General features: G+C 74.0%; 8 protein-coding genes. 3 read left to right on the top strand and 5 right to left on the bottom strand.

The features are described 5' to 3' along the window. Nucleotides 1–170 precede the first annotated feature (170 nt). Nucleotides 171–647 (top strand): universal stress protein, encoded by a 477-nt coding sequence (locus AE652_RS21300; RefSeq protein ID WP_049653914.1) that lies wholly within the window; start codon nt 171–173, stop codon nt 645–647. Between the two features lie 182 nt (nt 648–829). On the opposite strand, the gene AE652_RS21295 is transcribed toward AE652_RS21300, so the two are convergent. The 4 genes from AE652_RS21295 to AE652_RS21280 all read right to left on the bottom strand — a co-directional run bounded on the left by AE652_RS21295 (nt 830) and on the right by AE652_RS21280 (nt 7328). Then, complete coding sequence (locus AE652_RS21295) at nt 830–2020, bottom strand: acyl-CoA dehydrogenase family protein (protein ID WP_049653907.1); 1191 nt, start codon at nt 2018–2020, stop codon at nt 830–832. Between the two features lie 178 nt (nt 2021–2198). Further along, a complete protein-coding gene (locus tag AE652_RS21290) occupies nt 2199–3197 on the bottom strand; it encodes a hydroxymethylglutaryl-CoA lyase (protein WP_049653905.1) in 999 nt (332 codons plus the stop codon). Next, nucleotides 3194–5473 carry a biotin carboxylase N-terminal domain-containing protein gene (locus tag AE652_RS21285; protein ID WP_049653902.1) on the bottom strand — a complete coding sequence of 760 codons (2280 nt, stop codon included), beginning with the start codon at nt 5471–5473 and terminating at the stop codon, nt 3194–3196. Before AE652_RS21285 ends, AE652_RS21290 begins: the two co-directional genes overlap by 4 nt. A 142-nt stretch (nt 5474–5615) precedes the next feature. Continuing rightward, complete coding sequence (locus AE652_RS21280; protein WP_082345874.1) at nt 5616–7328, bottom strand: carboxyl transferase domain-containing protein; 1713 nt, start codon at nt 7326–7328, stop codon at nt 5616–5618. 131 nt (nt 7329–7459) lie between these two features. Here AE652_RS21280 and AE652_RS21275 point away from each other — a divergent pair, with 131 nt between their 5' ends. Next, the gene (locus AE652_RS21275) at nt 7460–8161 is read left to right on the top strand and encodes a TetR/AcrR family transcriptional regulator (RefSeq protein ID WP_049653910.1); all 702 of its coding nucleotides are present in this window, start codon (nt 7460–7462) and stop codon (nt 8159–8161) included. Nucleotides 8162–8597: 436 nt separating this feature from the next. Next, nucleotides 8598–12656 carry an ABC transporter ATP-binding protein gene (locus AE652_RS21270; protein ID WP_082345873.1) on the top strand — a complete coding sequence of 1353 codons (4059 nt, stop codon included), beginning with the start codon at nt 8598–8600 and terminating at the stop codon, nt 12654–12656. 99 nt (nt 12657–12755) lie between these two features. Here AE652_RS21270 and AE652_RS21265 read toward each other — a convergent pair. Next, a partial coding sequence (locus AE652_RS21265) for an ATP-grasp domain-containing protein (protein WP_049653900.1) occupies nt 12756–13028 on the bottom strand: 273 nt, incomplete at its 5' end.

Raw genomic sequence — 13028 nt, 5'->3', positions numbered from 1 at the left:
CGCGCGCTCTGCGCGGCCTCGCCCGCCGGGGCAGCCTCGCCCGCCGTGACCGCCCGGGGCCCCGCCAGCGGCGTGGCGAGCCTCCGGCCGACCCCGCCGGGGTTCCGGTGACGGGCCGCCTGGGCCCGGGTGCCGAGTACCCGGAGGCGGCTTCCGGCGCGGCCGGCCCACTGGGCGGGCCCACCGAGCCGTCCGGGCAGGACACCCCGGCGCCGTCCCTCGACCCGGTGTTCCAGCACGGTGTGGTGGTCGGCTTCGACGGCTCGCTGTCGAGCGAGCGCGCCCTCGCCTACGCCGTCGGCATGGCGCGCCGCTCGCAGTGCGGCCTGGTGATCGTGCACGTCGCCAACCGCCTGCCCGCCACGGTCTGGGCGGGCTGCGAGCCGCCCGTCTTCGTCGACCTCCCCGACCACCGGACCGAGGTCCTCGGCCTGGAGCTCGCCTGCGCGGACTTCCTCACCGGGGTGCCGTGGATCCTGGTCGAGCGCGGAGGGGACATCTGCCACGAGATCGAGGAGGTCGGCCGTGAGTACGCCGCCGACGCGATCGTCGTCGGCACGACGCACGGCCTTCTCGGCAAGATCTTCGGCTCGGTCTCCGGACGGCTGGCGCGGCGGGCCAACCGCCCGGTGATCGTGATCCCCTGAGGCCCTGTTCCGGCGGCTTCTCCCGAAGCCGCCGCGACACCTCCTCCTATGCCTCCTTCTGACGCCTTCCCCTGACTCCTCCTTCGCCGTGGCGCTCCCCAACTCTCGTCGCGGAGCGGTGTGTTGACCGGTGTGCCGGCCCGGTGGGCGTGGCTCAGAAGGCGACCGTCAGGATGCGGTCGTCACGAACCGACGCCGAGCTCCCGGGCGATGAGCATGCGCTGGACCTCAGACGTGCCCTCCCCGATTTCCAGGATCTTGCAGTCGCGCCAGAAGCGGGCGACCGGGAATTCGTTCATGAAGCCGTACCCGCCGTGGATCTGGGTCGCCTCGCGGGCGTTGTCGACGGCGGCCTCGGACGAGTACAGCTTCGCGATCGCGGCCTCCTTCTTGAACGGTTCGCCGTGCAGCAGCCGGGAAGCGGCGTCCCGCCAGGCCAGGCGGGAGGTGTGGGCGCGCAGCTCCATGTCGGCAAGCTTGAACTGGATGGCCTGGTTGGCGCCGATCGGCCGGCCGAAGGCCCGGCGCTCGCCGGAGTACTTCACGGACTCGTCGACGCAGCCCTGGGCCAGGCCGGTGGCCAGGGCCGCGATCGCGATGCGGCCCTCGTCGAGGATCCGCAGGAACTGGGCGTAGCCTCGGCCACGCTCGCCCAGCAGGTTGGCCGCGGGAACGCGGCAGTCGGTAAAGGACAGTTCGCGGGTGTCGGATGCGTTCCACCCGACCTTCGAGTACTTCTTCGAGACCTGGAAGCCGGGGGTCCCGGTGGGCACGATGATGGAGGAGATCTCCCGTGCAGGCGAGCGGAATTCGCCCTCTTCACTCGAACGAGCGATCGGTTCGGTGAGCGCGGTGACGGTGACCAGGCCGGTGATGTCGGTGCCGGAGTTGGTGATGAAGCACTTGGTCCCGTTGATGACCCACTCGTCGGTGGCCTCGTCGTACCGCGCCGTGGTCCGGGTGGCCCCCGCGTCCGACCCGCCCTCCGGCTCGGTGAGGCCGAAGGCGCCGAGGAGTTCGCCCGAGGTCAGCCGGGGCAGCCACTCGCGCTTCTGCTCCTCGGTGCCGAACCGGTAGATCGGCATCGCGCCGAGCGAGACGGCGGCCTCCAGGGTGATCGCCACCGAGGAGTCCACGCGGGCGAGTTCCTCCAGGGCGAGGCCGAGGGCGAAGTAGTCGCCGCCCATGCCGCCGTACTCCTCCGGGAAGGGCAGGCCGAACAGGCCCATCCGCCCCATCTCCCGGACGATCTCGTACGGGAACTCCTCCCGCTCGTAGAACTCGCCGATCTTCGGCGCCACCACGTCCTGGGCGAATTCGGCGACGGTGCGCCGCAGTTCCTCGTACTCGCTGCTGAGCCTGTGGTCGAGCATGGTGATCCTCCTGGCGCCCGGCCGGGTCGGCCGCGGACGTGAGCGGGGTGACCGGCGTCCGTCGGACGGTGTGACGGTCGCACGGTGCGATTGAGGGATGGACTGTCGATCGGTGTGGGTGGTGCGGGGCGCCGGCCGGATGGTGCGGGCGGCCGGCGCCGGGGACGGGAGCGGGCGGTCAGCCCCCGGCGGAGCCGAGCAGGGCCTGAACGGTGCGGGACGGGCTCGGGCGGCCGAGGCGCCCGGCCATCCACCCGCTGGTCGCGACGAGGGAGCGCAGGTCGACGCCGGTCCGGATGCCGAGCCCGTGCAGCATCCAGACCAGGTCCTCGGTGGCCAGGTTGCCGGTGGCGCTCTTCGCGTACGGGCAGCCGCCCAGGCCGCCCGCCGAGGCGTCCACCGTGGTGACGCCCTCGCGCAGGGCCGCCAGGGTGTTGCTGAGCGCCTGGCCGTAGGTGTCGTGGAAGTGCACGGCGAGCCGGTCGACCGGGACGCCGGCCCGCGCGAAACCCGCCAGCAGGGCGGTGACCTGGCCCGGGGTGGCGACCCCGATGGTGTCGCCGAGGCTCAGCTCCGCGCAGCCCAGCTCCAGCAACCGCACGCCGTACCGGACCACCTGGTCGACCGGGACGGGGCCCTCCCACGGGTCGCCGAAGCACATCGAGAGGTAGCCGCGGACCGCGACCCCGGCCTCGGTGGCCCGGCCCACGACCGGGCGGAACATCGCCATGGCCTCGTCCGCCGAGCGGTTGAGGTTGCGGCGGGCGAAGGTCTCGGTGGCGCTGGCGAACACCGCGATGTCGGCGGCGTGGTGGGCGAGCGCGCGGTCCAGGCCGCGCTCGTTGGGCACCAGCACCGGCAGCCGCAGGCCGGGGTGGCGCTCCGGCAGACCGGCGAGCCGGGGGACCAGCTCCTCGGCGTCGGCCAGCTGCGGTACCCATTTCGGGTGAACGAAGCTGGTGGCCTCGACGGTGCGCAGCCCGGCGGCCGCGAGCCGGGCGATGAACTCGGCCTTGACCTCGACCGGTACCAGCGACTTCTCGTTCTGCAGGCCGTCGCGCGGCCCGACCTCGTGGATCCGGACCTCCTCGGGCAGGCCGGGGGCGCGGACCGGATCGGGCAGGCCCAGGTCGAGGGCGTCGGGCTCGCGGGCGGGGGTGGGGGCGGGGGTGGTCACGACCGCACCTCCGCGGGCCCGGCGGGGACGGTGGCGGCGGCCGGCCCGGCAGGGGCGCCCTCGACCGACGTGTCCTCGACCGGGGTGACCACGACCAGCAGGTCCTCCATCGCGACGGTGGCGCCGGCGGTGGCCCGCAGCTCGGCCACCACGCCGTCGTGCGGCGCGGCGATCACGTGTTCCATCTTCATGGCCTCCAGCACGAGCAGGGGCTGTCCCTTGCGGACCGTCTCGCCCGCCGTGGTCTTGACGACGGTGACGGTGCCGGGCATCGGGGCGGTCAGGGCGCCGTGGTGCGCGCCGGCCCCGGTGGCGCTCTCGACGACCGGGTCGTAGGCGTGCAGCGGCCAGGCGTCGCCCTCGACGCCGAGCCAGGTCGCCGGTCCGGCGGCGGGGCCGGGGGTGGCGTCGGTGGCCAGCGAGAACGTGGTCCGGAGGCCGTCGACGGTCAGGTGCAGCCGGTCGCCGGCCAGGCTCGCGCGGGCGCGGTGCGCGGGGCCCCCGTCGAGCCGGAGCTCCAGCTCGCGGACGGGCCCGGCGGAATTGTCAGTGGCATCGGCTACGTTGCCCGCAGTGATCGAACGGATGCTCACCGCCACCGGGTCCTGGCCGGGGGTGCGGAGTCGGTGGGTGGTCCAGGCAGGGGTGCCGCCCAGGCGCCAGCCGGAGGGAAGGGAGAACGGGTCGGTCCAGCCGCCGGGATCGGCGGGCGGAGTGAGTTCCAGGTGCCGTGCCAGCGCGGCCGCGTAGTAGAGGAGGTGGGCGGGCGACGGCGGTTCGGCCGCCGAGGCCGCGTCGGGGTCGGCCGCGTCCGGGTCGGTCGCGTTCGTGGGGGAGTACGGCGAGGTGAGCAGGGCCGGCTGCTCCTGGGCCGTCCGCTCCACGAGGCCGGTGTCCAGCCGGCCGGCGGCGACCTCGGGGTGGGCGAGCAGTCGGCGCAGGAAGCCGGTGTTGGTGGTGACACCCAGGATGCGGGTGTCGGCCAGCGCCGCGCGGAGCCGGCGCAGCGCGGTCGGGCGGTCGGGCCCGTACGCGATGACCTTGGCGAGCATGGGGTCGTAGGCGCTGGTGACGACGGTTCCGGGGGCGACCCCGGAGTCGACGCGGATGCCCTCGCCCCGGGGCTCGTCCAGGGTGAGGATGCGGCCGCCGGTGGGCAGGAAGTCCCGTTCCGGGTCCTCGGCGCAGATGCGGGCCTCGATGGCGTGGCCCAGGAAGGAGATGTCGGACTGGGCGAAGGAGAGCGCTTCGCCGGCGGCGACGCGCACCTGCCACTCGACCAGGTCGAGCCGGGCCGCGTCCGCGCCGACGGCGACGGCGAGCTCGGTGACGGGGTGTTCCACCTGGAGGCGGGTGTTCATCTCCATGAAGAAGAAGTCCCGCACCCCCTCGGCGGCGGAGGCGGGGGCGTCCGGGTCGATGCCGGGAACGATGAACTCCACGGTGCCGGCACCGGTGTAGCCGCAGGACTCCGCGGCGCGGACGGCCGCGGCGCCCATCGCGGCACGGGTCTCGGCGTTGAGGAGAACGGAGGGAGCCTCTTCGATCAGTTTCTGGTGGCGGCGCTGCAGGCTGCACTCGCGCTCGCCGAGGTGGACGGTGGTGCCGTGGGCGTCGGCGAGCACCTGCACCTCGATGTGGCGCGGCCGGTCGACCCAGCGCTCCAGCAGCAGGGTGTCGTCGCCGAAGGCGGTGCGGGCGACGCGGCGGGCGGCGGCGATCTCGGTGGGCAGGTCGGCGCGGTCCCGCACGAGGCGCATGCCCTTGCCGCCACCGCCGGCGGACGGCTTGAGCAGCACCGGGTAGCCGATCTCGTCGGCGGCGGCGACGAGGTCCTCGTCGGTGGGCGCGGTGGCCTGGCTGCCGGGGACCACCGGGACGCCGGCGGCCCGGACGGCCTCCTTGGCGTTGATCTTGTCGCCCATCAGCTCGACCGCACCGGGAGGTGGTCCGATGAAGACGAGGCCCGCGTCGGCGCAGGCGCGGGCGAAGCCGGCGTTCTCGGCGAGGAAGCCGTAGCCGGGGTGGACGGCCTGGGCGCCGGTGCGGCGGGCGGCGGCCAGGATCTGGTCGGTCCGCAGGTACGTCTCGGTCGCCGAGCTGTCGCTGCGGTCGGCCGGGCCGAGCCGGACCGCGACGTCGGCCTCGCGGACGTGCGGCGCGTCGGCGTCCGCGTCGCTGAACACGGCGACCGAACGGACGCCGAGCCGTCGCAGGGTGCGGATCACCCGCAGGGCGATCTCGCCGCGGTTGGCGACCAGAACTGTGTCGAACATGGGAGGCGTTCCTCCGGGTCGAGGGGAGCCGTACGAAGGAGGTGGCGGTGGGCGGTCGGGCGCCGGCCCGGGTGGGCCGGCGCCGCGGGGAGTCACACCCGGAAGGGAGGATTCACGGACGCGGGGGTGACACGAGGAGGCGTCACATGCGGAAGACGCCGTACGGAGCGGGCGGCGCCAGCGGGGCGTTGGCGCAGGCGGTGAGGGCGAGACCGACGACGGTGCGGGTGTCCATCGGGTCGATCACGCCGTCGTCCCAGAGCCGGGCGGTGGCGTAGTAGGCGTTGCCCTGGCGCTCGTACTGCTCGCGGACGGGGCGCTTGAACTCCTCCTCCGCCTCGGTCGGCCACTGCTCGCCGTGCGCCTCCAACTGGTCGCGGCGGACGGTGGCGAGGACGGAGGCCGCCTGCTCGCCGCCCATCACGGAGATCTTGGCGCCCGGCCACATCCACAGGAAGCGGGGTGAGTAGGCCCGGCCGCACATCGAGTAGTTGCCGGCTCCGTACGATCCGCCGATCACCACGGTCAGCTTCGGGACGCGGGTGCAGGCGACGGCGTTGACCATCTTGGCGCCGTGCTTGGCGATGCCGCCCGCCTCGTACTGCCGGCCGACCATGAACCCGGTGATGTTCTGGAGGAAGAGGAGGGGGATGCCGCGCTGGTCGCACAACTCGATGAAGTGGGCGCCCTTGAGGGCGGACTCGGCGAACAGCACGCCGTTGTTGGCGACGATGCCGACCGGGTGGCCGTGGATCCGGGCGAAGCCGGTGACCAGGGTGGCGCCGTACTCGGCCTTGAACTCGGCGAACCGGCTGCCGTCCACCAGCCGGGCGATCACCTCGCGCACGTCGTAGGGCGTGCGCGGGTCGACCGGCACGGCGCCGTACAGGCCGGCCGGGTCGACGGCCGGCGGCTCGACCGGGGTGAGCGGCCACGGCCTGGCCTCGCGCGGGCCGAGCCCGGCCACGATCGTGCGGACGATGGAGAGGGCGTGGGTGTCGTCCTCGGCCAGGTGGTCCGTCACGCCCGAGGTGCGGGAGTGCAGCTCGCCGCCGCCCAGCTCCTCGGCGGTGACCACCTCACCGGTGGCGGCCTTCACCAGTGGCGGACCGCCCAGGAAGATCGTGCCCTGGTTGCGGACGATCACGGCCTGGTCGCTCATCGCCGGGACGTACGCGCCGCCGGCCGTGCACGAGCCGAGCACGGCGGCGATCTGCGGGATGCCCGCGGCGGAGAGCCTGGCCTGGTTGTAGAAGATCCGGCCGAAGTGGTCGCGGTCCGGGAAGACCTCGTCCTGCATCGGGAGGAAGGCACCGCCGGAGTCCACCAGGTAGACGCAGGGCAGCCGGTTCTCCAGCGCGACCTCCTGGGCGCGCAGGTGCTTCTTCACCGTCATCGGGTAGTAGGTGCCGCCCTTGACGGTGGCGTCGTTGGCGACCACCACCACCTCGCGCCCGGCGACCCGGCCGATGCCGGCGATCACTCCGGCCGCGGGGGCCGCGCCGTCGTACATCCCGTCGGCGGCCAGCGGGGCCAGCTCCAGGAAGGGGGAGGCCGGGTCGAGCAGGGTGTCCACGCGGTCGCGGGGCAGCAGCTTGCCGCGTGAGGTGTGCCGGGCGCGGGCCTTGGCGCCGCCGCCCAGGGCGGCGGCGTCGAGCTTCGCGCGCAGCTCGGCGACCAGGGCGCGGTGCGCCTCGGTGTTGGCGCGGTACGCCTCGGAGCCCGGGTCGGCGGAGCTGCCGAGCCGGGGTGCCGGTGCGGCTGCCGCGGCCGGGGCGGCGCCGGGCGCCGCCGCCGTGCCGGTCGCTGCGACGAGCCGGACGCCGGTGGGTGTGCCGGCGGTTGAGTTGACCATTCCCAAGAGCTCCCTTGCCCTCGGACCAGGTGGGCAGCCGGGTGCGGTCCGCCCGTGATCGCCACGTTAATTAACGTTAACTTACGCGCCCAGGTTAACGGCCGATAACCCGACTGTCTACGATGGACGGCATGCCCAACGTCCCCGCCGCCTCCGCGCTCCCCCGCCGTGACCAGATCCGCAGGGAGGCCGCGAGGCTGTTCGCCGCCCGGGGCTTCCTCGGCGTGGGCGTGGACGAGATCGGCAAGGCCGTCGGCATCAGCGGCCCCGCGCTCTACCGCCACTTCGCCGGCAAGGACGCGATGCTCGCGGACCTGCTGATCGGCATCAGCGAGCGCCTGCTGGACGAGGGGCGCCGCCGCGCGGGCGGCGGCGAGGGCCCGGCCGCCACGCTGGACGCGCTGATCAGCGGCCACGTCGACTTCGCGCTGGGCGACCGGGACCTGATCACCCTGCACGACCGCGAGCTGCTGAACCTCAAGGAGGAGGACCGGCGCACCGTCCGCCGGCTCCAGCGCGGCTACGTCGAACTGTGGGTGGACGTGGTCCGGCAGGCCTACCCGCCGCTGGCCGACCCCGCCGCCGAGCCGGTGGCCCGGGCCGCCGTGCACGCCGTCTTCGGCCTGATCAACTCGACCCCGCACAGCCTCGGCCCGAACCCCGACCAGGGCGAGCGCGCCGCCCTCCAGCGCGACGGCATGGCCGCCCTGCTCCACGCCCTCGCCCACGGCGCGTTCGCGGCGGCCGCGGGCTCGGCCGGCGGCCCCGGCGTCCCTGCCGTCCCCGGCGCCGCTGTCGCTCCCGTCGGCGGTCCGGCGGCCGCGGAGGCCTGAGCCCGCATCCCCGGCTCCGGCTCCGGCTCCGACCACGGTTCCGGTTGCGCCCTCGGCTCCGTTCCCGGCTCCGTTCCCGGCTTCGTTTTCGACGAAGAGCGGCCCGGCGGAGAATGGTCGGGAGCGAAGGTCTGCCGGTGAACGTCCCCGTCGGTAGCCCGCCCGCAGCCCGCCGTTGGCCCGTCCGGAGGCCTAGTCCCAAAGGACGGCGCCCGTCCGCCCGTGGCCGCTGGGTGTCGCGAGGGTCGTCGGCGACTCTGGAAATGGCTCGGGCGGAGTGGGCCATGCGAGTGTTCGGCCGGGAATCACCGCAGGCCATCGACTGTTGGCGAGTCCGCCGGACCGGATGATCCGGGCTGTCAGGGCCCGTTCCGAACCCGCCCGGGGCGGAAAACGCCGTGGCGACCACCCGACGAAATGGTTAGCATCCCTAAATATGCCTGAGACTCACGGATCCACGGTGGAGCAATCCCCGAGCGGCCCCCCGGCCCCCGGCACGACCCCGGAGGCCCCCGTCGACAGCCCGCAGGCCGCCGTCGGGAACACCGGGCCGGCCGCCGAAGACGCCGACCCCGCCCCCGACAACGTCCGGCCCGCCGCCAAGCGCGCCGAGGCGCCTGAGCCCGCCCCCGAGAGCGCCGCCGAGTCGGCCGGCTGGCTCAGCCGCCTGGTCGGCTACAGCTGGCGGTCCCGCCGCAGCCTGCTCTTCGCCTTCGGAGCCTCGCTCCTCGGCATGGCCGTCACCGCGCTGGTGCCGCTGGTCACCAAGCTGATCATCGACGACGTCATCGTCGCCCGCACCCGTTCGCTGGCCCCCTGGGCGGTGGTGCTGCTGCTCGCGGCCCTCGTGGTCTTCGGCTGCACCCAGGTCCGCCGCTACTACGGCGGCCAGCTCGCGGTGGACGTCCAGCACGAGATGCGCAGCGACCTGTTCCGCTCGCTCGGACGGCTGGACGGCCACCGCCAGGACCGGCTGGACACCGGGCAGGTGGTGGGGCGCGCGACCTCCGACCTCCAACTGGTCAACGGCCTGCTCTCGATGCTGCCGATGATGACCGGCTACCTGCTGATGTTCGTCATGTCGCTGGTCGTGATGGTCTGGCTGTCCCCGCCGCTCACCCTGATCACCGTGGTCATGGCCCCCGCGCTGTGGTGGGTCTCGGCGTTCAGCCGCAAGCGCCTCTTCCCCGCCACCTGGGCCGCCCAGCAGGAGGCGGCGGCCGTCGCGGGCGTGGTGGACGGCGCGATCGGCGGCGTCCGCGTCGTCAAGGGCTTCGGCCAGGAGGCCCAGGAGCTCGACAAGCTGGAGACGGCCTCCCGCAACCTCTTCGCGGCCCGGCTCCGGTCGATCCGGCTCAACGCCCGCTACAACCCGGCGATGCAGGCGATCCCGGCGCTCGCCCAGGTCGGCGTCCTGGCCTTCGGCGGCTGGCTGGCCGTCGACGGCAGGGTCACCCTCGGGACATTCGTCGCCTTCTCCACGTACGTCGCCCAGATGACCGGCCCGGTGCGGATGCTGACCATGGTCATCACCGTCGGCCAGCAGGCCCGGGCCGGGGTGGAGCGCGTCCTGCAGCTGATCGACGAGCGCCCGCTGGTCCAGGAGCGCCCGGACGCCCGCACCCTGGACCTCGCGCACGGCGAGAGCCCGGAGAGCGCGCCGCAGAGCGCGCCGCAGAGCATTCCGGGAGGAGCGCTCGTCGGCCCGCGGACCCCCGACATCGCCCTGGAGTTCGACCGGGTCGAGTTCCGCTACGACCCCGAGCACCCCGCCCCCGTCCTGCACGGCCTCAGCCTGAAGCTGGCCCCCGGCGAGACCCTCGCCCTGGTCGGCGCCTCCGGCTCCGGCAAGTCGACGGTGGCCCAGCTGGTGCCCCGCTTCTACGACCCGGCCGCCGGCACCGTCCGCCTGTACGGCCACGACCTGCGCGACCTCACCCTGGACTCGGTCCGCGCGACGGTCGGCATCGTCCCCGAGGAGAGCTTCCTCTTCTCCGAGACGGTCCGCACCAACATCGCCTACGGCCGCCCGGACGCGACGGACGAGCAGGTGGTCGCCGCCGCCCGGGCCGCCCAGGCCGACGAGTTCGTCCGCGCGCTGCCGGACGGCTACGACACCAAGGTCGGCGAGCAGGGCCTGACGCTCTCCGGCGGCCAGCGCCAGCGCATCGCGCTGGCCCGGGCGATCCTCACCGACCCCCGGATCCTGCTGCTGGACGACGCCACCTCGGCGGTCGACCCGCAGATCGAGGCGGAGATCCACGACGCGCTGCGCTCGGTGATGACCGGCCGCACCACGCTGCTGATCGCCCACCGCCGCTCGACCCTCCAACTCGCCGACCGGATCGCCGTGCTGGAGCGCGGCCGGCTGCTGGACCTCGGAACGCACGAGGAACTCGAAGCCCGATGTCCCCAGTACCGGGCCCTGATCACCGATCCCGAGGCCGGTCACGCCGACCGGCAGTCCGCCCCCGAAACGGCGTCCGACGAACCGGCGTCCGCAGAGGCACCCGGAACCCCCGTAGCCGGCGGAACCGCCGCAACCAGCGCAACCCCCGGAGCCGGCACAACCCCCGGAACCCCGGCGACCCCGGCCGCCCCCGTCCTCCCCACCCCCGCCCTGGCCAAGGCCGCCCGCACCGCCGACCCCGACCTGCTGGACAAGGTCGCGGCCCTCCCGCCCGCCTCCGACGTCCCGGCCGTCCCCCGCGCCGAGGCCGAGGCCGGTGACCCCGACTTCAGCCTGAGCCGCCTGCTGCGCCCCTTCCGCACCCCGCTGCTCATCGCCCTCCTGCTGGTCGCCCTGGACGCGGCGGCCGGGCTGGTGCTGCCGGTGCTGATCCGGCACGGCATCGACGAAGGCGTCCGCAAGGGCCTGATGTCCGGCGTCGCGGTGGCCTCGCTCGCCGCTCTCGTCGTGGTCCTGCTGGACTGGGTGGTGCAGAGCGCCGAGAACCGGGTCAGCGGCCGTACCGGCGAGCGGGTCCTCTACACACTTCGGCTCAAGATCTTCGCCCACCTCAACCGGCTCGGCCTGGACTACTACGAGCGCGAGCTGACCGGCCGGATCATGACCCGGATGACCACCGACCTGGACTCGCTGACCTCCTTCCTCCAGACCGGCATGGTCACCGCCGTGGTCAGCCTGCTGACCTTCGCCGGGATCTTCGCCGCCCTGCTGATCATCGACGCCGGCCTGGCCCTGGTGGTCTTCGCGGTCCTGCCGCTGCTGGTGATCGCCACCCTGGTGTTCCGCAAGAAGTCCAAGGACCAGTACGAGCGCTCCCGCGACCTGATCAGCAGCGTCAACGCCGACCTCCAGGAGAACGTGGCCGGCATGCGGATCGTCCAGGCCTTCCGCCGCCTGGACACCAACACCGACCGCTTCGTGGCCCGCGGCATCGCCTACCGCGAGGCCCGGGTCCGGGCCCAGCTCTACATCTCGCTGTACTTCCCGTTCGTCCAGTTCCTCTCCAGCGTGGCCGCCGCGCTGGTGCTGATCGTCGGCGCCTCCCGGGTCGACGCCGGGACGCTGACGGTCGGTGCGCTGGTCGCGTACCTGCTCTACATCGACCTGTTCTTCGCGCCGGTCAACCAGCTGTCCCAGGTGTTCGACGGGTACCAGCAGGCCTCGGTGGGCCTCGGCCGCATCCGCGAGCTGCTGCGCACCCCGACCGCCACCGCCGAGGCGGCCGACCCGGTCCCGGTGGCCGGGGGCCTGCGCGGTGAGATCTCCTTCGAGGGGGTCGGCTTCGCCTACAACGGCGGCGCGGACGGCGCCCCGACCGTGCTGAGCGGCGTGGACCTGCACATCCCGGCCGGACAGACGGTGGCGCTGGTCGGCGAGACCGGCGCCGGCAAGTCGACGCTGGTGAAGCTGGTCGCCCGGTTCTACGACGCGACGGAGGGCACCGTCCGGGTGGACGGGGTCGACCTCACCCGCTACGACCTGGCGCAGTACCGCCACCGCCTGGGCGTGGTGCCGCAGGAGGCGTACCTCTTCGCGGGCACGGTCCGCGAGGCGATCGCCTACGGCCGGCCGGGCGCCTCGGCGGCCGAGGTGGAGGCGGCGGCCCGGGCGGTCGGCGCGCACGACATGATCGTCCGGCTCTCGGACGGCTACGACCACGAGGTGGCCGGCCGCGGGCGCAACCTCTCGGCGGGCCAGCGCCAGCTGATCGCGCTGGCCCGGGCCGAGCTGGTCGACCCGGACATCCTGCTGCTCGACGAGGCCACGGCGGCGCTCGACCTGGCCACCGAGGCGGCCGTCAACCAGGCCGCGGACCGGCTCAGCGGCGGCCGGACCACCCTGGTCATCGCCCACCGCCTGACCACCGCCGAGCGCGCCGACCGGGTGGTCGTGCTGGACCACGGCCGGGTGGTCGAGGACGGTACGCACACCGAACTGCTCGCCCGGGGCGGCACCTACAGCCGGCTCTGGCAGGCGTTCATCGCCGACGGCCACCCGGCGGCCGAGGCCGTCGCCGCCGGATAGGGCGGCCCCGCACCCGGAGGCCCGCACGCGTGGCCCCGAACCCGGAGCCCGAACACTCCGAGCTGCCTGACAGTCCCTCCCGCGCGGACCGTCAGGCAGTCAGGCGGTGATCAGCGCGGCCAGCAGCTCCGAGGCGTCGATCCCGCGTGGCAGGTCGCTCACCTGCCCGTCCCCGACCTCGACCACCCGCCAGCCGGAGCCGTCCGCCCGGCTGGCGAGGTCGGTGGTCACGAAGCGGCAGCCGAGCCGGCGGACCAGCGCCGGGACGTCGGTGAGGTCGGGTTCGACGGCCCGGCGCGGGGCGTCCGGGTGCGGCCCGACCAGGACGGGCCGGCCGTCCAGCCACCACACCCGGGCCTCCACGGCCCGCCC

This window comes from Kitasatospora sp. MY 5-36 (genome assembly GCF_001182915.1).
GTDB lineage: Bacteria > Actinomycetota > Actinomycetes > Streptomycetales > Streptomycetaceae > Kitasatospora.
The sequence above is the reverse complement of the archived record's forward strand: the minus strand, read 5'-3'. Positions and strand labels throughout refer to the sequence as shown.